23 protein-coding genes are annotated in these 19,226 nt (G+C 33.2%); 1 reads left to right on the top strand and 22 read right to left on the bottom strand.

Annotated features, from left to right (window positions below; translation table 11 throughout):
• Positions 1-138: 138 nt before the first annotated feature.
• From ltaE to NTX22_01270, 10 genes are all read right to left on the bottom strand, one after another.
• Positions 139-1,167: a low-specificity L-threonine aldolase gene (gene ltaE / locus NTX22_01315; GenBank protein MCX6149143.1), complete on the bottom strand. Its 1,029-nt coding sequence runs from the start codon at positions 1,165-1,167 to the stop codon at positions 139-141.
• Between the two features lie 105 nt (positions 1,168-1,272).
• On the bottom strand, positions 1,273-2,634 hold the full coding sequence (locus NTX22_01310; GenBank protein MCX6149142.1) for a T9SS type A sorting domain-containing protein: 1,362 nt from the start codon (positions 2,632-2,634) through the stop codon (positions 1,273-1,275).
• 186 nt (positions 2,635-2,820) lie between these two features.
• Positions 2,821-4,524, bottom strand: coding sequence for an apolipoprotein N-acyltransferase (gene lnt / locus NTX22_01305; GenBank protein ID MCX6149141.1), 1,704 nt, complete (start codon positions 4,522-4,524; stop codon positions 2,821-2,823).
• Positions 4,521-5,138 carry a DedA family protein gene (locus NTX22_01300; GenBank protein ID MCX6149140.1) on the bottom strand — a complete coding sequence of 206 codons (618 nt, stop codon included), beginning with the start codon at positions 5,136-5,138 and terminating at the stop codon, positions 4,521-4,523. Before NTX22_01300 ends, lnt begins: the two co-directional genes overlap by 4 nt.
• A complete protein-coding gene (gene ispF / locus NTX22_01295; GenBank protein MCX6149139.1) occupies positions 5,138-5,635 on the bottom strand; it encodes a 2-C-methyl-D-erythritol 2,4-cyclodiphosphate synthase in 498 nt (165 codons plus the stop codon). The genes NTX22_01300 and ispF overlap by 1 nt, the downstream gene beginning before the upstream one ends.
• An 89-nt stretch (positions 5,636-5,724) precedes the next feature.
• Positions 5,725-6,000 carry an acylphosphatase gene (locus NTX22_01290; protein ID MCX6149138.1) on the bottom strand — a complete coding sequence of 92 codons (276 nt, stop codon included), beginning with the start codon at positions 5,998-6,000 and terminating at the stop codon, positions 5,725-5,727.
• 180 nt (positions 6,001-6,180) lie between these two features.
• Entirely contained in the window at positions 6,181-7,113 is a 933-nt protein-coding gene (locus NTX22_01285) for a DMT family transporter (protein MCX6149137.1), read from the bottom strand.
• Positions 7,103-8,011 carry a GTPase Era gene (gene era, locus NTX22_01280; protein MCX6149136.1) on the bottom strand — a complete coding sequence of 303 codons (909 nt, stop codon included), beginning with the start codon at positions 8,009-8,011 and terminating at the stop codon, positions 7,103-7,105. Before era ends, NTX22_01285 begins: the two co-directional genes overlap by 11 nt.
• Before the next feature lie 199 nt (positions 8,012-8,210).
• Positions 8,211-8,738, bottom strand: coding sequence for a hypothetical protein (locus tag NTX22_01275; protein ID MCX6149135.1), 528 nt, complete (start codon positions 8,736-8,738; stop codon positions 8,211-8,213).
• Complete coding sequence (locus NTX22_01270) at positions 8,735-9,301, bottom strand: RNA polymerase sigma factor (GenBank protein ID MCX6149134.1); 567 nt, start codon at positions 9,299-9,301, stop codon at positions 8,735-8,737. The genes NTX22_01275 and NTX22_01270 overlap by 4 nt, the downstream gene beginning before the upstream one ends.
• Positions 9,302-9,516: 215 nt before the next feature.
• On the opposite strand from NTX22_01270, the gene NTX22_01265 reads away from it, so the two are divergent.
• Complete coding sequence (locus NTX22_01265) at positions 9,517-9,885, top strand: DUF6249 domain-containing protein (GenBank protein MCX6149133.1); 369 nt, start codon at positions 9,517-9,519, stop codon at positions 9,883-9,885.
• Between the two features lie 62 nt (positions 9,886-9,947).
• Here the strand turns inward: NTX22_01265 and trxB are convergent, their stop codons facing one another.
• The 12 genes from trxB to NTX22_01205 form a co-directional block, all read right to left on the bottom strand.
• Positions 9,948-10,907 (bottom strand): thioredoxin-disulfide reductase, encoded by a 960-nt coding sequence (gene trxB / locus NTX22_01260; GenBank protein MCX6149132.1) that lies wholly within the window; start codon positions 10,905-10,907, stop codon positions 9,948-9,950.
• A 125-nt stretch (positions 10,908-11,032) separates the two neighbouring features.
• Positions 11,033-11,491, bottom strand: a complete 459-nt coding sequence (locus NTX22_01255) for a hypothetical protein (protein MCX6149131.1) — start codon at positions 11,489-11,491, stop codon at positions 11,033-11,035.
• A gap of 45 nt (positions 11,492-11,536) precedes the next feature.
• Positions 11,537-12,457, bottom strand: coding sequence for a tRNA epoxyqueuosine(34) reductase QueG (gene queG / locus NTX22_01250; protein ID MCX6149130.1), 921 nt, complete (start codon positions 12,455-12,457; stop codon positions 11,537-11,539).
• Positions 12,458-12,463: 6 nt separating this feature from the next.
• A complete protein-coding gene (locus NTX22_01245; protein MCX6149129.1) occupies positions 12,464-12,802 on the bottom strand; it encodes a Rieske (2Fe-2S) protein in 339 nt (112 codons plus the stop codon).
• A complete protein-coding gene (locus NTX22_01240) occupies positions 12,799-13,641 on the bottom strand; it encodes an MBL fold metallo-hydrolase (GenBank protein MCX6149128.1) in 843 nt (280 codons plus the stop codon). Before NTX22_01240 ends, NTX22_01245 begins: the two co-directional genes overlap by 4 nt.
• Positions 13,642-13,745: 104 nt before the next feature.
• The gene (locus NTX22_01235; GenBank protein MCX6149127.1) at positions 13,746-14,078 is read right to left on the bottom strand and encodes a 4Fe-4S dicluster domain-containing protein; all 333 of its coding nucleotides are present in this window, start codon (positions 14,076-14,078) and stop codon (positions 13,746-13,748) included.
• A gap of 159 nt (positions 14,079-14,237) precedes the next feature.
• Entirely contained in the window at positions 14,238-14,972 is a 735-nt protein-coding gene (locus tag NTX22_01230; GenBank protein MCX6149126.1) for a TPM domain-containing protein, read from the bottom strand.
• A gap of 2 nt (positions 14,973-14,974) precedes the next feature.
• A complete protein-coding gene (locus NTX22_01225; protein MCX6149125.1) occupies positions 14,975-15,580 on the bottom strand; it encodes a LemA family protein in 606 nt (201 codons plus the stop codon).
• 137 nt (positions 15,581-15,717) lie between these two features.
• On the bottom strand, positions 15,718-16,560 hold the full coding sequence (locus NTX22_01220) for a hypothetical protein (protein ID MCX6149124.1): 843 nt from the start codon (positions 16,558-16,560) through the stop codon (positions 15,718-15,720).
• A complete protein-coding gene (locus NTX22_01215; protein ID MCX6149123.1) occupies positions 16,541-17,434 on the bottom strand; it encodes a hypothetical protein in 894 nt (297 codons plus the stop codon). The genes NTX22_01220 and NTX22_01215 overlap by 20 nt, the downstream gene beginning before the upstream one ends.
• Positions 17,427-17,963 (bottom strand): membrane protein insertion efficiency factor YidD, encoded by a 537-nt coding sequence (gene yidD, locus NTX22_01210; protein ID MCX6149122.1) that lies wholly within the window; start codon positions 17,961-17,963, stop codon positions 17,427-17,429. The genes NTX22_01215 and yidD overlap by 8 nt, the downstream gene beginning before the upstream one ends.
• Positions 17,964-17,974: 11 nt before the next feature.
• Complete coding sequence (locus tag NTX22_01205; GenBank protein ID MCX6149121.1) at positions 17,975-19,117, bottom strand: acyl-CoA dehydrogenase; 1,143 nt, start codon at positions 19,115-19,117, stop codon at positions 17,975-17,977.
• Positions 19,118-19,226 lie beyond the last annotated feature (109 nt).

The following is a 19,226-nucleotide window of genomic DNA, read 5'->3' as shown; positions in this document are numbered from 1 at the left end:
TAATAATTTTATATGCCTAATGAATCGGAGAAACGGTGAATCGGAGACTTAAGCATTTAAATCACCGATCTTGCCTTTCAACAGACAGGTTCGCCGATTCCCCCATTCTCCGGTTCAGCATTTATCCCAACTTCCAGTTCAATTAAATACTTCCTCCATAATCATAATTGCCTTAGCAGTTTCATCAAAGCTAACATCAAGATGAGTGACTGCGCGAATAGAATCAATTTTTCCCATCGAAACAAGCAATCCTTTTTCTTTACATTTTACAATTGCATCTTCAACTTTTACTTTGAATGGTTTGAATATGAGAATATTTGTCTGAACAGAATTCATATTGATTTCCAGGTTGTGATTTTTAGAAATTGATTCAGCAATCATTCTTGTTTTTTCGTGATCTTCTTTTAATCGTTCGATGTTATTCTGGATGGCATAAAGTCCCGCCGCTGCAATTACTCCAACCTGCCGCATACCTCCGCCCCAGGCTTTGCGAACACGGAATGCTTTTTCAATAAATTCTTTTGTTCCGGAAATTATTGAACCAACCGGTGCGCCCAATCCTTTGGAAAGGCAGCAGGAAACTGAATCGAAATACTTAGCGTATTCTTTTACAGGAATTCCGGTTGCAACAGAAGCATTCCAAATACGTGCACCATCAAGATGAAAAAGTAAATTGTGTTTCTTTGCTAAAGCGCTTAAGGCAATTATATTTTCTATTGGATGAATTGCGCCGCCAGCCCGGTTGTGAGTATTTTCCACTTCAATAACTTTTGTCTTTGGCATATAATAAGCACTCACGGGACGAATCGCATCTTCAACTTGCTCAGGAGTAATTACACCTAATTTTCCTTCAATTGTGTTAAGCTGAATTCCACTTAATGCTGCTGGCGAACCGGATTCGTAATTGAAAATGTGAGAATCTTTTTCGCAAATAACTTCATCACCTGGATTTGTAAGAACGTTCAGGCAAACCTGGTTAGCCATCGTTCCGCTTGGCACAAACAAAGCAGCTTCTTTACCAAGAAGTTCTGCTGCATAGCTTTGAAGTTTATTCACTGTAGGATCTTCTTTAAAAACATCATCGCCAACTTCAGCTTCGTACATTGCTTTACGCATTGCTTCGGATGGACGAGTAACTGTGTCAGAACGGAGATCAATAAATTTCATTATACTTTTCCTTAATTGACGATGTAAAAGTAAAACTAATTCGGGAATATTTGAATAGTGAGATGACTATTTCTATTCTAAATTAAAAGAATTTTTCTAACTGATTTATCGTAACACTATCATCTTTTTTGTTTGTATAAAACTACCTGCTTTTAATTGATAAAAATATATTCCACTACTTAGAACAGAAGCATTAAATTCAGCAATATATTCTCCTGCTGGTTTTTCTTCCTTGACAAGAGTAGCTACTTCTTTTCCAAGAACATCGAAAACCTTTAGAGTAACATATCCTGAACTTGGTAATGTGTATCTAATTTTTGTTGTTGGATTGAAAGGATTAGGATAGTTTTGAGATAGTTGAAAATTGTCAGAAATAATTGCAGTACAAGGTTCTTCAATATTATCAAAAATAATTCGATTTTCACCCATTTTTCCAAAAAAGTCCATAGCATAAACATTAGTTTCCCATGGATAAAGGTCAAAAAAATGAGTTTGGTTCAATGATTCATTATTGTTACTACCTTTATTCAATCCTTGTAAGCCAAAATTAATTCCAAATCTGTACTCTACTCTGAGAAGAGAATACATTGGGAGTATTATTTCTTTACTCCAAATATTATCGTTCGCTATTTCATCACCATTAGTTCGATCATCATAAAGAAAAATCACCTTGTTACTGTCAGAATCAGGCCAATTTTCCTGAGGCCATTTTAAAGGAGGAGGGGTACCTGCAATAACTACATTTTTAATTGAATCAAATGGTTCTCCGCCCAAAGAAGAATCAGATATTGCTGTTTTTACATCAACATGAAATTTAATAGTGCAATCCCGGTTTAAAACAACCTCAAGATTCAAATCATTAAATGTTCTTTCGCAAAAAGATGCCCTATAGTTAATATCATCTTGCCCAATTGAATAATAATGAATTTCGTTTTCCCATATAGTATCTTTGCCAGACACAAAGCCGAATTTATACCAAACTTTTTCATCAACTCCAAAGATAACTCTTTGTTTTACCTGTTCATAAAAATTAGGACTTGTTGGATTTGCTTGCATTCTATCAATATTGCTAAAACACTTGCCAAAATTGCTTCTCACAATTACCGTATCTTTTTTAGGATTAAGTCTATTTAAAACTATTTCATATACCATATTTACAGAAAAAATAAAATCGATTAATAATGGAGCAGAATAAACAGAATCACCATCAAAGAAATCTTCATAAACAGTTCTTTCATTAATTAAGATTAATTTTCTTTCGGGAGAGTTTTCCAAATAACAATCTCTAATAGCGAATTTGAATTTCAATTCGCTCCCTTTATTCTGATCAAATAATTTAAACGTATAAATGGAATCTCCATCCGGGTCTTGCATTATTGTGGTCATCTTCCAATTATTAAAATTCCCCACCACATAAACTAATTGTGTTTTAGGATCAAAAAAATCTTTCTTGATTTTGATTTTCATATTAACTCTTAATTCAACATAGGGATCAGCGGCAAGCAAATTAGTACTAAATGTTGAAACGAATATACTAAAATAGAATAGAGTCAATAGAAGAGGAATTATATTTAACATTTTCCCACCCAAAAGATTATTCCGAAAGCAATCTAAAAATTTACTTGTTTAAAGTAAACGAGAATTTGCCTCCGATTAAATGTTTAAAGTCTTTTTCAACTTACCTAGAAAAAACATTCCAACAACAAACAGAGAAATCATTGAAGAAACTACAGGAACTATAAAAGGATTCTTTGTGAAGAAAGTAATTTTGGTCTCAAGCGGTGCATATCCTGTAATAAAAGTTTTTGTATACATCTTTGTTTCTATCAATGTTCTGCCAAGCGGATCGATGATTGTACTAATCCCGCCATTAGCAGCACGAACAACAGTTCTCCTATTTTCAATTGCACGTAGAACAGCAATTTCTTTATGCTGGTAAGGTCCGCTGGAGTTACCGAACCAGCTATCATTTGTTACGACAGAAATTAATTGGGCACCTTTCTGAACAAATTGGGCAACAAACGTTGGATAGATTGATTCATAGCAGACAAGCGAATTTATTTTCACTGTATCAGGTTTTTCAAGTTTATTATTTTGCGTAAGCACTTTAAATAAAATCGTATCTCTTCCTTTATTCCAGCCTGATAAGCCAACTTCCCATTTAATCAAATCGCCAAGGAACGGAAGAGCATCAACAAACGGAACACGTTCACTAAACGGAACAAGCTTCATCTTTCCGTAATGCTCAATCTTTGCAGTAACTGGCGAAAATGAAAGTATCCCATTATACGTTGTATAATAATAGTCATTCAATTTATTATGCTTTGCGTCAGGTGGAGCGGATTTTTTATCCCAATAAATTCTAAAGTCCGGCATTCCGGTAATCAAGGTAACTTTGTGCCTGTTTACAAAATTATAGATTGAATCAACAATGTTTTGATGAGAACCATCCAACAAGTAAACTGGAAAAGCAGTTTCAGGCCAGAAGATTACTTCTGCTTTATTATTCATAGCCTGGTTAGAAAGATCAAAATAAATATTTGCGAGGTTCCAGATTCCTCCTCCTTTCCATTTGTCCCAAGGATTTAAGTTGGGTTGAATAAGTCCAACCTTAATTTTTTTGTCTGAAAGTCTGTAATTAGTTTCCTTCATTATTCCATAAATTAATGGAATGATAAAAAGCAACAAAGCTGAGATCAAGTTAAAGGTGAAAGAAATTTTTGAATCGGGTGAGGCAGAATTACCTTTTCTTGAATTAAATTCTTTTATTGCTAAGAACAGAAAGAGATTTATATATACGACAAGTAAAGAAATTCCAAGCGCACCAATTATATCGGCAATTTGAATGAAAGTAAGAAAGTACGGTAAACCATTGGCAAGTGTAAGCCACGGGAAGCTTGCATCAGTAATCATATAAAAATATTCATACGTTACCCAAAAGAAAGGGAAAAGATAAAAGGCAGTCTTCCTGTTAAAAATTTGTTTGGCAAAGTAAAACAAAGTTGATGGAATCAAAAAGAAAGCTGGATTAATAAAAAGAAGCAATACACCGGCAATCATCAAAAAGGGATCAGTTTCTGCTCCCCATCCGCCAACCCAATAAACTGTAACCAGATTAAAAATAAAAGCAGTTAAGTATGTAAACCTGTTTAGATCAATTAATTTTTCTTTTTTATCAATAACAAAAAAGTATGGTATCAATCCAATAAAGATTAAAAGCGTTGCAGGAATTGGAATTGGTGGAAACGCAAGTCCAAGTAAAACTCCGCTTAAAACCCCAAGCCATCGATGTTTACTTCTTACTTTTTTTTCTTGTTGGGTTAGTTCAATCTTCTGCCAGCGTTTAAAAATCTTCAATTTTTCTTTGCCTTCTTCTTTAAAATAAAATATCGAACGAGTATTACAATAATAACAAGAACTGTTATTCCTAAACCAATATCGCTGTACATTCTTAAATATTTATCAATAAGTGGGATGTTGTTACCAAGGAGAACTCCGCCATAAATGATGAGTGTGTTCCATAAAAAAGCGCTAATAGCAGCGTATAAAAATGTTTTAAAGAAAACAAGCTCAGTAAAACCAGCAAAGAAACTAATAACAGATCGTGTTCCTGGTAAGAACCTGTTGGCAGCAATTAATTTGTACCCGTACTTTGCAAACCAAACATCAGTTTTGGAAATTGATTCTGGAGTTATAAATTTTAGTTTGTGAGCTCGGATTATTTTTTCACCAAACAATTTACCTATAAAATACATAAGCATAAATCCTAATGAGCTGCCAAGACTTGTAATTAATAGTACTGGCAAAAAGTGAATCTCATTTCCGTGGGAAATTAATGTGGCGCCAAAAACAACAACCACATCGCTGGGAGATGGCGGAAAAATATTTTCTATAAATGAAAAGAAAAAAAGTGCGAAGTAAATCCATAGTGGGCTTAATGAACTAATGTAGGCTATTATTTCTTCAAGCATCAAACAGATTCCCTAACGATCAAAACAACTGCGGAAGCCTCAACACCCTCTTCTCTACCAACAAATCCCAGCCTTTCTGTTGTAGTAGCTTTAATAGAAATTTGTCCGGGTTCCGATTCCAATAATTCAGCTATTGTTTCTTTCATTTTATTTACAAAAGGACCAATCTTTGGATTTTGAAGTGCAAGAACAGAATCAAGATTACCTAATACATAACCTTCTTTTTTTATCAACGAATATACTTCTGATAATAAATTTTTGCTGTCAGCATTTTTATATTTCATATCGGTATCGGGAAAGTAATGACCAATATCCCCAAGTGATAATGTACCCAATAAAGCATCACAAATAGCATGAACCAAAACATCCGCATCGGAGTGCCCGGCTAAACCTTTAGTATAAGGAATTTCTACACCGCCAAGAATTAAACTACGATTTTCTGCAAAGGCATGAACATCGTAACCATAACCTATTCTGAAAGGTTGAATCATTTTCATCCGCATAGATATTTTAAACCAGTTTATAAATGAATGGTTGAATTAATTTCTCAATTAATCATACAAACTGATATTCAAGCATTCATTATCTAAAATTTTACTTCAAAAGTTTTAAATTCGTTTTTGTATTCAGTCCAAATAATATTGCAGGAATTAACCGTTGCAGAGATGGGACCGATTCTAATAAGATTGAATAATTCTTCAATCGCAAATTTTTCACCTTCAACAACAGTTAATATTTCATCATCATTATATAAATTTTTGGTATACCCTTTCAATCCAAGTTTAAGAGAATGCCTTAAAATAAAATATCTAAAGCCAACACCTTGCACCATTCCTTTAGCTATAATTTCGGCTCTGAACATTTATTACTTTTGCCCTTAAGGAAAGTTATTAATCTTTCGCAATAAAAATAAGTATGCTTAGTTTCATTTCAAAGATGAATGTTAATATTGTACGTTCGCTGGTTTTTGAATTTACTTTATAAAATTGTTCAATTTGTCATTTGTTAAATTGTTTTTGAATATTAATTAAGAGAAGATTAATTAATTAGTGCGGGAATTAAATAATTCTGAAACTAATAAACCAAGAAAAATCAAAATACATCCAACAATTCCAAATCCTGATACTACTTCGTTAATAAAAATAATTGCAATCAATGCGGCAAAGACAGGTTCAAATGAAAAAATAATTCCAGCATTGGTTGGTGTTATTTCTTTCTGATATTTTGTTTGCAGGTATGTTGTAACCACAGTTGCAAGTAAAGATGTATACAATAGACTCAGTACTAAATTTCCAGAAAGATTTAGTTTGTAAGATTCTATTCCGAAAGAAGAAAGAAATATTGAAAACAAAAAAGCTAATATTGTTGTTGAACTTACCTGGAGAAATACTAAGCTTGATGTATCAATTTCCCGGCTGAACATATCTAAGTAAACAATATATAAGGCATAAGCTACCGCACCAAGTAATGTTAAGAAATCACCTAAATTAAAATTACTGCCAAGATCACTAAAGAAATTTGCTAAAGAAGTTTCTTTGACAGATAGAAAAAGCAATCCGCATAAAACCAGGAAAGCTCCAGCCAGAGCGCTTTTAGATGGTTTTTTCTTTTCAATGATAATCTGGAATATCGGCGTGAACAGAACAAGCGATCCAGTTATAAATCCAGATTTGCTTGCAGTCGTATATTTCAAACCAATAGTTTGGGTCGCAAACCCAATAAATAACAGAACACTTAAAATAATTCCTTTTTTAATTTGGATGCTTTTTAAAAGCTTTAATTTGCTAAAAACAAAGGGAAGCAGAATTAACGTTGCAATAAAAAATCTTATTCCAACAAAAAGCATTGTGGAAATATTATCAAGTGAAACTTTGATGATTGTAAATGTTCCACCCCAAATTAATGTTACAAGCAGGAGTGCACTTTCCCCAATATATTTTCTATAGCCGTGTTTAACCTGACTATTATTCATCATCCGAACTGTAACCGAAAGATTTAAGAGATTTTGGATCTGAGCGCCATTTTTCCTTTACCTTAACACGTAATTCCAAATAAACCGGGCGTTGAAGAAATACTTCTATACTTTCGCGTGCGGATTGTCCCAAATCCTTAATTGCATTACCACCTTTTCCAATAATGATTGGTTTCTGCGATTCCTTTTCTACTAAAATTGTGGCTTGAATAAAATCTTTACGCCCTTCCCTTTCCTTAAAATCCTCAATTACAACTTCAACGCTGTAAGGAACTTCGTCATAATATCTTTCTAAAATTTTCTCGCGGATTATATCAGAAACAAAAAAACGCTCGTTCACATCGGAGATTTGATCATCCGGATAATACTTTGGATGCTCTGGTAAGTATTCCAAAATAGTTACAAGGATATTTTCCATGTTAAAATTCAGCAGGGCAGAAATTGGAAAGATTTTATCGAACTGATTATCATCTTCAAATTTTTTCATCAATCGTTTAACATTCTCTTCATTCGATAAATCAACTTTATTTATAAGCAGAATTTTTTTTCTGTTTATACTTGCAAGAATTTCTTTAACCTGGTCATCTTCAAAAGTATATTTACCTTCAGGATCAGCATCAATATCTATTATAAAAAGCAGAACGTCAGCATCTTTTACAGATCGACCAACAAAATCCAACATCTTTTGTTGAAGCAGGTAATCTGGTTTAAGAATTCCAGGTGTATCCATAAAAATAATCTGATGATCAGCTGAAGAGAGTATCCCTAAAATTTTTTTTCTTGTTGTTTGCGGTTTACTAGTTGTTATAGATAGTTTCTCACCAAGTAATGAATTCAACAAAGTGGATTTACCAACATTAGGTTTACCAATAATTGCAACGTATCCAGATTTAATACTCATTCTATTCACTTATTTTTATTGTAAGAAATATATCGAAAGAGAAAGCGAAAGGCAAAGTTACTGGTGGATGATAGAGGGTGGGAAATGGATGAAGGGTGATGGTTGATGTTTTATGGAAGATAGATGATCGTTCAAATTTGTTGGTAAAATAATTTTTACATTCAAGGCTTTCGTCTGTTTTTAAAAAGTAGCTGAAAAATTATCTTAGCTTTTCAATTTGGTTTTTAATTTTCCTGTGAGATTCAAAAACGAAATAACCGCTTATAAATAATACGAAGGTTAGAATTGTTCCAATTAAAGAAATGTTGATTTTACCAAATGTATTCTTGTAAGCAGAAAAAGCATTTGTTAAAATATTATTGATGTATTCAATCCACTTGTCTGAACTACTTTCGGAAGCATTCATAGGAAGACTTGCAAAAGCAAAAACTACCACTGCCAGCGATGCTAATATAAATGTTGAAAATACAACTCTGAAAAAATAGCTTTTCTTTGGCTTGAACTTAAAAGCTGATAAGGAAATTTTTTGCATCACTTTTTCAGCGAAATTAAAGGAAGTCTGAAATGTGTCTAATCTTTTTAAATTAATATCAGCAAGTTTCTGGGCTTTTAATTTTGCCAGGCATTCGGCACAGTCTTTTATATGTTCCGTAACTAATGTAATTTCAGGCATTGTTAAATCGTTATCAAAATAACGATTTAGTATTTCATCGTTAATATGATTCAAAGTAGTTCCTCCTGATAATTATGCTTTAGGATAAGATCCCGCAAAGCATTTCTTGAACGATGTAAAATAACTTTTACATTTACAATTGATAACCCTGTAACTTTACTTATCTCATCAAGTGACATTTCATCTAAGTAAAACATATTAATAATACTTGCAAATTTTGCGGGTAATTTATCAATCAATTTTTTTAAATATTCAACAATGTTTTCAGATTCAGAATAAATCTGATCATCAAAATTCCGTAATTCCAGTTCATCATCTATTGATATAAGTTCTTTTTCCTGCTTTCTTCTTTTACTTGATAAAAAAGAAAGAGCGGAGTTATATACAATTCTATAAAACCAAGTAGAGAATTTCGATTCCTGCCTAAATGAATGTAATGATTGAAAAGCATTTACGAAACAATCCTGCAATACTTCTTCTGCATCCAACTCGTTTTTAAGCATCCTTCTTAACAGCGTAAAACCTTTATCTTTATATCGATTTACAAGCAGAGAAAAATCTGCAATGTTACCTCGTTTTACGGATTCAATTATTTCTATATCGCCAAGATTTTTCATTATAACTTATGACCAAAGTTTAACCTAAATGGTTACAAACCAAATGAAAGATTGTAAAAAAATATTCTGATAGCAAATTAAATTCCTGTAACCTACCAAGAAATAATTTAGTCAGAAGTGATAGAGAAAAAAGGTTTTTAAGATGAAGGAAAATAGCTTGAGTGTAACCTTAATAAAAAGAATTTAGTCAAATAGAAAAACAAAAGGAGCGAACAATGCAAGTAGAAATAATCGGCGTATTTATTCCAATAATATTTTTATTAGTTAGTGGTCTGATTGTAATAGCAGCAATTTATTATCGTTCAAGAGAAAGACAAATGTTAATTGAAAAAGGACTTTCTGCAGAACAAATAAGAGAGTTTTTTAAAGATAAGATTATCGCTAAAAAAGATTCTTATATTTTATTGCAAGTGGGAATAATATCTGTCTTTTTTGGAATAGGTATTGGAATTGGATTAATGCTTGAAGATTGGACAAGTAAAGATTATTGGAATGTTCTTTTCATCTTTACATTTACAGGTGCTGGATTTATAGTTGCAAACTTAGTAGCAAAAAAATTAAGCAATGGCAACAAGGAAAAATGATTTAAGCATTAAATTTTATTTAAAAGTTTGGAGACGACCTGAATCAGCCGTCTCTTTTATTTTTAAACGTGTAATTCAACTTCCTGCATAGACAGCCATCTTTCTACATCAAGTGCTGCCTGGCAGCCCATCCCCGCAGCGGTTACTGCCTGACGGTAATGCTTATCGCAAACATCTCCTGCCGCAAATACACCTTCGATATTTGTTCTTGTTGTTCCTGGTTTCACTAACAAATAACCGGTTTCATCCATATCAAGAATTCCCTTAAATAGATCGGTGTTGGGTTTATGCCCAATTGCCACAAAAACTCCGTCAGCAGGAATCTCTGTTAAGCTTCCATTTTTAGTATTTTCTAATACTGAACCGGTAACTGTTTTTCTACCGTTTTCTTCCTTACCTAATACTTCTTTTAGTACGCTGTTTAATGCAAATTTAATTTTTGGATTTCTTTTCACTCGCTCTACCATAATTTTGGAAGCTCTAAATTCATCACGTCTATGTATAACCGTAACTTCTGCAGCGTGTTTTGTTAAATAGTCGGCTTCTTCCATTGCAGTATCACCTCCGCCAATAACCAGCACCTTTTGATTCTTAAAAAAGAATCCATCACAGGTTGCGCAGGCAGAAACACCGTAACCCATATATTTGTTCAAACTTGGAATATCCAGAAGCATTGCCGAAGCACCTGTAGAAATAATTACGGCATCAGCAGTATAAACTTCGTCATAAGATTTTATAACAAATGGTCTCGCAGAAAAATCAACTTCAGTAACTTCCTTAAAAAAACATTTTGCACCAAATCTTTCAGCTTGCTTACGCATAATATCCATCAACTTTGGACCCATTATTCCTTCTTCAAAACCGGGATAATTTTCCACTTCGGTTGTAATTGTCAGTTGTCCGCCAGGTTGCATTCCTTCAAACACAACTGGATTTAAGTTGGCTCTGCCATTATAAATTGCGGCTGTTAAACCAGCGGGACCAGAACCAATTATTAAAACTTTGAAATGATTGTCGTTCATTATTTCCTCTTAAAAATAAAATCACTTTATATTTTGATGATAAAATTACGAAAAAGATTCCAGGAATAATTCCCGAATCATTTTGAAGATCAAATCAATAATTTCCAAATCGCTTTATTGCGTAATTATACACCAAATTGCTTTAAATGATAATCGAGATGAATATAAATTAATCTGCCCCACTGTTTAAAACTTAACTTTCCAAAATTGGGATGAGTTATAATTTCACTTATATCTTTTTTATTTATGAATTTTTCAATTGAATTAATAAGTATTTGTTTATCATTTTCAATAGTGGTAGGTGGAGTTCCACCGGCACCTTGCTTTATTTCTTTATACGTCTCAACTTTTCCTTTTGGAGCCGGCATGCCCAATAAAACCAAACTCTTTAGTAAAGAAGTTTGAAGAGCATTTCCAATAAATGTTAGAGGTATTTCCCCCAATGCAAGCCGGATTTGATCAGTGGAATGACAGATCATTTGGTTTGCATTCATTTTGCCCCATAACCTTTGGTTTACTGCTAATACATTAGAAATACGATTTACAACCTCATTCCGATCTTTTTCATTAAGAATATTTTTCATTTTTTACCTGTGTATAACTATTTAGAAATATATTAATTAGCAAAACTACTTTAAAAATAGTGCATTCCTTTTCAATCCTTTCAACTTTGTTCTTCTAATCGGGCTGTCAAAAAATCTTTCGTCAAAATCTTCTTTTTCCATCAAAATAATTTCATCAACAGGAATTTCTTTATGCCCGGGTTTAGGATAAAAAACTGGTTCTTGAGTCGGTTGTGCAAATTTATTATTCCATGGACAAACATCCTGACAAATATCGCAACCAAAAAGCCAATTATCTAATTTACCTGCAAACTCATTCGGAATTTCCTTTTTATTTTCAATGGTTAGATAGGAAATACATTTATTTGAATCCAGAACATAATCATCAATTATCGCATTGGTTGGACAAGCATCTATGCATCGTTTACAAGTGCCGCAATAATCAGGAACTGGAATTAAGTAATCAAATTCATAGTTGGTAATTACTGTTGCAATAAAGAACCAGCTTCCGAAATCTTTGTTAATTACATTTGTGTGTTTCCCCTGCCATCCTAATCCCGCTTTAACTGCCCAAGCTTTATCCATAACAGGACCGGTATCAATATAAGTTTTAGCAGAAAAGTATAAATCCATTTGCTGCAATTTTTCTACAAACTTATCAAGCATTTCCCAGATAACCAGATGATAATCTTTTCCCCATGCATAACGCGAGACTTTTCCACTGCCAGAATTATTAGAATATTCTTCATCACAATAATAATTTACACCAAGAGAAATTACACTTTTTGCATCCTCTAAAATTAATCTTATCTCGTTTCGTTTTTCAAAATTTCTTTGCATGTATTCCATTTCTGCATTATAATTCCGATTAAGCCATTGTTCCAGATGAGTGCTTTCTTTTATTAGGTCCTCAGCTTTTGCAAATCCAACCAAATTGAAACCAATTTTCTTAGCAGTATCCGCAATTATTTTGTTAGTTAAAATCATAAAAGGTTACCAAAGAATTTTCTTCTTAAAAACTTTCACAAGTACTTCATCACCAACAATTAAGACCGGGTATGTATCTAATCCTTTCCCTCCTGTTCTCATTCTACCGGTTGCCAGATTAAATTCCCATCCGTGTACAGGACAAATTACATGACCATCTTCTATGAATCCATCATAAATTAGTGCAGTATGCTGGTGAGGACAAATGTTACTAACTGCATAAACTTTTTCTCCAATTTTAAAGAGAGCCACTTCTACATCATCAACAATAAATCTCTTACCAGTATTTTCTATAAGTTGGTCAACCTTACATACTTTTTCAAAACCGTCAGATTCAGGATTCATATTTTAATTTTTTCTTTTATTAAAAACTTTTCACCGATTTTTTGAATTGTTACAGCAGGCAAGAATGGATCGTGCTCAAAAATCAATTTCCATTCTTCATCAACAGCCTGATTAAGAATTTTCTTTTTTTCATTCAGGGTAACTAACGGCTGAAGATCGTAGCCCATTATAAATGGCAAATGGATGTGAGAAGAAAATGGAAGCAGATCGCCACAATAAAGTAGCGTTTGTAAGGAATCGCTGATTTTAACAAGCTGCTGTCCAAAAGTATGACCATTGATTTGAATAAATTCTATCTCATCATCAAAAGGTTCATTCCCATTAATAAATTTTAAAACACCTTTTTCATAAAGTGGTAAAAAATTATCCTTAATGTAACTGCCACGATCTTTTTCGGATGGATTCATTGCCCAATCAAAATTTTGCTTTTGAACAAAATATGTTGCATTGGGAAAACTCGGAACAATTTTTCCATTTTCCACTGTTGTTGAACCACCTGTATGATCGAAGTGTAAATGGGTAAGAATGACATCGGTAATTGCTTCCCGATCAACTCCAGCTAATTTAAGAGATTTATTTAAATTTGCGCTTTGCTGGTTGAAGTTATAAATCGAATTGGATTTTTCATCCCACTTATTACCAAAACCGGTATCTATTAAAATATTTTTCTTTTCATAAGATAGCAGCAGGCAACGCGCAGTAAGTGAAACTCTGTTTGCATTATCGGCAGGATTATTTTTTTCCCAGAGTGGTTTGGGAATAATTCCAAACATGGCACCGCCATCTAAAGCAAATGTACCTGTTTCAATTAATTGAATTTTATATTTGCCAATTTTCATTTAACTAATTATTTGTGATTAAAACGTTACAGCTAAAAATAAAAAACCGCAACCACCAATAAAATAATGATGGTTACGGTAATAATTTTAAAGATGAATCTGGTTTATCTTCCTAAAGAATCCAAATATTCTTTTCGCTTTAATAAAGTATCTTTATCTTCAACATGCTTAGGATCCGGAATGCAGCAATCAACCGGACAAACCGCAGCACATTGTGGTTCATCATGGAAACCAACGCATTCGGTACATTTGTCAGGAACTATATAGAAAAAATCATTCGAGAAAAATCCACTTGAACCAGAGGGAGGAGCATCATTCTCACCATAGGATTTTCCACTTAAACTCCATTCAGCTCCACCTTCATAAATAGCTGTGTTGGGGCATTCGGGTTCGCAAGCGCCACAGTTGATGCATTCGGAGGTTATCATTATTGCCATATCTTAAACTCCTTTTCTTTATAAAACTTTAGATTAATTGTAGAAAGGTCATATATAACTTTAAAAATGAAAATTTTATCCTTAGTTCCAAAACATTGCAGGATATATTAATAAATCGATTTGATAATTACAAGCAAATTTATAAAAGTTCAAAAATTTTTACCAACTTCCGCTGGAACCACCACCACCAAACGAACCACCACCTCCACTAAATCCACCAAAGCCACCACCGCTGCTGCCGCCCCAGCTTCCTCCTCCTCTACCTCCAAAAGAACCACCACCAGGGAAGAAAATGAATCCTCCGCCTCCGCCACCTCTTCTGCCAATTCTGCTTATAAAACTTATAATAATGAAAATAATTATTAAAGCTAAAGATCCAAATCCTTTCAACTTACTTTTATCCCTATTTTTCGGGGCGGTATATTCACCCCGGGTTGCTAATTTGATAGCATTTAAACCAGCTTTTATTCCTTCAAAATAATCACCTTGTTTGAAATATGGCTTTACTTCATTCCTTAGGATCGAACTGCATAAGGCATCCGGCAATGCTCCTTCCAGTCCATAACCAACTTCAATCCGCATTTTTTTATCGTCTTTTGCTATCAGGAACAGAATTCCATTACTGTTTTTTGCTGTTCCAATTTTATTTTTGGTAGCTAATTCGTAGGCGAGCATTTCTATCGGGTAATCGCTTAAGGTTGGAATAACCAGTAAAATAAGCTGGGTAGAAGTTGAATCAGTAAATTCTTTTAGATCTCTGTTAAGAAAATTTAATTCTTCTACACTTAACGTATTGGAAAAATCATTTGCCCAGCTTTTAAGTTCAGGTACCTGTGGCTGGGCAAATGAAATTACAGAAATAAAAATCCATATAAAAACAGAGAATTTTTTCATTACTAAAATTCAACTTTTGGAGGTGTTTCTGCACCTTGGATAGCTTTGAAATATGGCTTTTCTCTAAAGCCAGCAATGCCAGCAAAAAATGTTGCTGGAAATCTTTTAATTGTTGTATTGTATTGCTGAACTACCTGGTTAAACTTCATTCTCTCTACTGAGATCCTGTTTTCTGTTCCTTCTAATTGTGCCTGAAGCTGCAAGAAATTTTCATTTGCCTTAAGATCCGGATATTTTTCCACTGTAACTAATAACCGTGATAAAGCTCCACTCAGTGTACCCTGAGCCGCTTCAAATTTTTGAAAAGCCTGCGGATTATTTAACAATTCAGGGGTCATTTTCATTTGACCAACACTTGCTCTTGCCTCAGTTACTGAGATTAAAACTTCCTTTTCGAAATTTGCATATCCTTTAACAGTATTAACAAGGTTGGGAATTAAATCTGCCCTCCGTTGGTATTGATTCTCTACCTGGCTCCAGCTTTGGTTAACTGATTCATTTAAAGTTACTAAACTGTTATAGACTCCAACTCCCCACACAACTATAATAACAAGGAAGATAAGAATTACCCCAACAATCGATAGCCCTATAAGTAACCCTTTTTTCATTAACTCCTCCGTTTAATCAATTGGGAATTTAATTGTTCATAATTTTTAAGACAATTTTCAAATCAATCAGTTTCATACGAAAGTAACTGTCTGAAATTAGACAAAATTTTGCTAATAATCTAAGAAAAAGTTCATTTCTATGGTTTCTCACCAATAAAATTTTCCTGCAAATATTTAAGCATCTTGTTAGATATTTCTAAATTCTTTTCATTTGCAAATTTCTCTGCGTTTTGCATATTACCACGATGGAATCTGAAGAATAAACCGGTTGTTATAAATCCATCAAAAACACGGTCCGCTAGAAATGAATTAACACTTAAATAAATAAACAATCCACCCCAAGCTAAAGAAAATACACCTGATAAATAATTTCCGGAATAAAATTGCCCTGCCCCAGGTAGTAAGAAGGAAATTACTTTTGCAAAAGTCACGGAATATTTTTCATTTTCAACATCTTCACATAATTTTTTTAATGGATGATTAGAATCAATTTCAGAAAACACTTCCGAAGCTTTCTGCCAGTCATCATTAAAAATATGCGCCCAACCGCGCCAGTAAAGTAATTCATTCTTTTTGTCAACAAATCTTGGATCTTTTTGAAGATCATCAATTATGAGTAACGCTTGGTCAGTGGATCTTCTTAGAATGTTACCTTTGATTATTTCTATTTTGGATTGAAAATAATCTCCATCGGATTTGGAGCTGTAAGAAGCAAGAGAATAATACTTGATCGCTTCATTCAATTTACCGCCACCTTTATAACATTTGCCAATATTTAAATATGTCGAAAAGAAATATTTCTTTTCTTTATCAAAAAATATAAGCCGCTTGAATTCTGTAATCGCATCAAAATATTCTTTTCGTTCATAAAGGTTGTTTGCAAGATTGAATTGCTTTTCGAGATAATCCTGCGAAAAGCAACTTCCTGTAATCAAAACAAAAAGGAAAAGGATAAAATATTTATTTGCACATGAAATCATAATCAGGAGAAAAATAATTGTTGGTCTTTATAAAAAAATCCAGCTCAGTTGTAAAATCAAAATTAATTCGGGCATTAAAAATTTGTGCTGCAGCAGCCGACCCATAAATGTTGCCAGCATAAAAGAAAGCTGCCATACCACCCCACAACCATCCACGGAATAAATGCTTTGCCTTAAAATTATCATATGAAAGGAATGCAAGCAATCCAGTTATAACAAGTGATGTAATTCCATCAGAATACTCTCCAGCATAGATTTTACCAGCACCGGGAATTAAAGCAGAAAGAAATGTAGCTACAATTGGAGAGCGGTACTGTAAATTCTTTTTTTTATTGTATAACTCAAGAACAGGTGATTGAAGCGAACCGTGGAAAGCATTGGTAAATTCAATTTCTTGGGGAAGGATTAGCCTGGTGTAAAGCATAGAAAAATAATGAAGACTTTTTACCCTCTCTTTAATTTGATTAGAAGATATATTTCCATCATAATAATAATTTTTCAAATCTAAAAAGTCTTTTCTGATAAAAATTGATTTTGCAATTCCAAGTTGGGCGGCTTCTGAAAATGTGGGTGATGTAATTAGTTTTATAAACTTTGTCTCAGCTTCGTTATACTCTCCCATATACAAATAAGCTAAGCTGATTTTGAATTGGACTGAATCGCTCTCATTACTGCTAAGATATTTTTCATATTCGTTTATTGCTCTTAAATAATCCTGCTGACAAAAAAGAAAATCGGCAAACAAAAGAATATTTTGTGTTGAGTACAAATTGTTGTTTTTTATGGAATCAGTTTGGCAATAACTTTCAGACGAAAGAAAATTTAGAAATAGAAATTGAAGCAAAAGGAAAAATAAATTTATTCGGTTATTCATTTACAACTTCTGAAGTAGGAATGATTCTAATTTTTTCCTGGTGAAGAGTGTAATTATCCACAGGATCATAAAAATGATTATTTTTTGCTAAAGGATAAAAACCTTTCCGCTTAAATATATTGAAATCCCGCGTGAATCTATCGCCAAACATCAACGCCCCCTGAAATATATTTGTTTCCTTAACAGCTTGAATAAAAAAAGAAGAGCAGGTTGGATTGAATGGACAATTATCACCATCCAAATCACTAATAAATAATTTATAAGTGTTTCTTGCTCCACTAAGAACAAAATTACTGATTGAAGTGTTATCAAAAAGTAAATCAGCTTTTTCTGGAACAAGAAGTTGATATGATATTTCTTTGGGTTCCCATCGCTGCCAATCAGTTTGCGAATGGATGTTCAGCGGAGTTAAAATAGAAATAACTGAAATTAGTAAAATTAAATAGGTTCGTTTAACTTCCAATAAGTAAATATTAATTATGAATTTTCTTTTTACTTTGTATTCTGTAATCCGTAATTCGTAATTCATAATTCTAAATGCTAATTATTTAAAAGCGCCCGCGAGATAACCATTTTTTGAATTTCTGATGTTCCTTCATAAATTTCTGTTATCTTAGCATCGCGCAAATATCTTTCCACAAGATATTCTCTAACATAACCATAACCGCCATGGATTTGGATGGCTTCCAATGCACACTCAACTGCAACTTTTGATGAATAAAGTTTTGCCATTGCAGCTTCCTTAAAATATTTTTTACCAGCATCCTTAAGTGCGGCTGCCTGCAATGTAAGTAACCTGGCTGATTCTACTTTAACTGCCATATCCGCAATCTTAAACTGGATTGCCTGTAAATCAGAAATTACAGATCCGAACGCTTTTCTCTGCTTGGAATATTTTATAGAAGCTTCTAGGCAAGCTTCAGCTATTCCTAAAGCCTGGGCGGCAATTCCTATTCTTCCTCCATTCAATGTATCCATTGCAAAATTAAATCCTTTTCCTTCCTCCCAAACAAGATTTTCTTTTGGTACTTTGCAATTAGTAAAAGTCAAGGAACAGGTATCTGAACTTTTTATACCAAGTTTGTCTTCTTTTTTCCCGTGTTCAAAACCAGGTGTTCCCTTTTCCACTACAAATGTTGAAATACCTTTATGCTCTTTTGCTTTATCTGTAGTTGCCATAACTAAAAAATAATCGGCACTTTGCCCATTAGTAATCCAATTTTTAATACCGTTCAAAATATAATAATCGCCATCCTTCTCTGCCATAGTTTTTTGTTTGGTTGCATCACTACCCGCTTCAGGTTCCGATAATGCAAATGCTCCAAGTTTTTTACCGGATGCAAGTTGAGTTAAGTATTTTTTCTTAATAAAGTCTGAGCCAAATTTCTCCAATCCATGACAAACAAGAGAATTATTAACTGATAATATTACACCAACGCTGGCATCAATCTTAGATATTTCCGAAATAGTAAGGACATAACTTATTGTATCGAGTCCTGCTCCACCATAATCAGGGGAAACCATCATTCCCATAAATCCAAGCTCACCAAGTTTATTAATTATTTCGGTTGAAAATTCCTCATTCTTATCTCTGGAAACAGATGAAGGACCAATTTCTGCTTCAGAAAATTCTTTTACTGTTTGTTGGATAAGAAGCTGATCTTCGGTTAAATTGAAATTCATTATTGCCCTCTATTTTATTAGTAAAATAATCGGAAAGACTTGAGATTGCAAGCAAAGAATTGAACAAAAGAATTTTTATCACATTATACCAAAATAATTTCTCCTTTCA

The organism is Ignavibacteriales bacterium (genome assembly GCA_026390815.1).
Lineage (GTDB): Bacteria > Bacteroidota > Ignavibacteria > Ignavibacteriales > SURF-24 > JAPLFH01.
The sequence above is the reverse complement of the archived record's forward strand: the minus strand, read 5'-3'. Positions and strand labels throughout refer to the sequence as shown.

Bases quoted from the DNA above. Each gene is read 5' to 3' on its own strand.
- NTX22_01310 (MCX6149142.1), bottom strand. From the start codon at position 2,634: ATGAAAATCAAAATCAAGAAAGATTTTTTTGATCCTAAAACACAATTA.
- NTX22_01215 (MCX6149123.1), bottom strand. From the start codon at position 17,434: ATGAATAACCGAATAAATTTATTTTTCCTTTTGCTTCAATTTCTATTT.
- NTX22_01285 (MCX6149137.1), bottom strand. From the start codon at position 7,113: ATGATGAATAATAGTCAGGTTAAACACGGCTATAGAAAATATATTGGG.
- trxB (MCX6149132.1), bottom strand. From the start codon at position 10,907: ATGAACGACAATCATTTCAAAGTTTTAATAATTGGTTCTGGTCCCGCT.
- NTX22_01205 (MCX6149121.1), bottom strand. From the start codon at position 19,117: ATGAATTTCAATTTAACCGAAGATCAGCTTCTTATCCAACAAACAGTA.
- NTX22_01235 (MCX6149127.1), bottom strand. From the start codon at position 14,078: ATGGCAATAATGATAACCTCCGAATGCATCAACTGTGGCGCTTGCGAA.
- NTX22_01255 (MCX6149131.1), bottom strand. From the start codon at position 11,491: ATGAAAAATATTCTTAATGAAAAAGATCGGAATGAGGTTGTAAATCGT.
- NTX22_01245 (MCX6149129.1), bottom strand. From the start codon at position 12,802: ATGAATCCTGAATCTGACGGTTTTGAAAAAGTATGTAAGGTTGACCAA.
- ispF (MCX6149139.1), bottom strand. From the start codon at position 5,635: ATGAAAATGATTCAACCTTTCAGAATAGGTTATGGTTACGATGTTCAT.
- NTX22_01300 (MCX6149140.1), bottom strand. From the start codon at position 5,138: ATGCTTGAAGAAATAATAGCCTACATTAGTTCATTAAGCCCACTATGG.
- NTX22_01230 (MCX6149126.1), bottom strand. From the start codon at position 14,972: ATGAAAAAATTCTCTGTTTTTATATGGATTTTTATTTCTGTAATTTCA.
- NTX22_01265 (MCX6149133.1), top strand. From the start codon at position 9,517: ATGCAAGTAGAAATAATCGGCGTATTTATTCCAATAATATTTTTATTA.
- NTX22_01240 (MCX6149128.1), bottom strand. From the start codon at position 13,641: ATGAAAATTGGCAAATATAAAATTCAATTAATTGAAACAGGTACATTT.
- queG (MCX6149130.1), bottom strand. From the start codon at position 12,457: ATGATTTTAACTAACAAAATAATTGCGGATACTGCTAAGAAAATTGGT.
- NTX22_01290 (MCX6149138.1), bottom strand. From the start codon at position 6,000: ATGTTCAGAGCCGAAATTATAGCTAAAGGAATGGTGCAAGGTGTTGGC.
- yidD (MCX6149122.1), bottom strand. From the start codon at position 17,963: ATGAATTACGAATTACGGATTACAGAATACAAAGTAAAAAGAAAATTC.
- era (MCX6149136.1), bottom strand. From the start codon at position 8,011: ATGAGTATTAAATCTGGATACGTTGCAATTATTGGTAAACCTAATGTT.
- NTX22_01220 (MCX6149124.1), bottom strand. From the start codon at position 16,560: ATGATTTCATGTGCAAATAAATATTTTATCCTTTTCCTTTTTGTTTTG.
- NTX22_01225 (MCX6149125.1), bottom strand. From the start codon at position 15,580: ATGAAAAAAGGGTTACTTATAGGGCTATCGATTGTTGGGGTAATTCTT.
- NTX22_01270 (MCX6149134.1), bottom strand. From the start codon at position 9,301: ATGAAAAATCTTGGCGATATAGAAATAATTGAATCCGTAAAACGAGGT.
- ltaE (MCX6149143.1), bottom strand. From the start codon at position 1,167: ATGAAATTTATTGATCTCCGTTCTGACACAGTTACTCGTCCATCCGAA.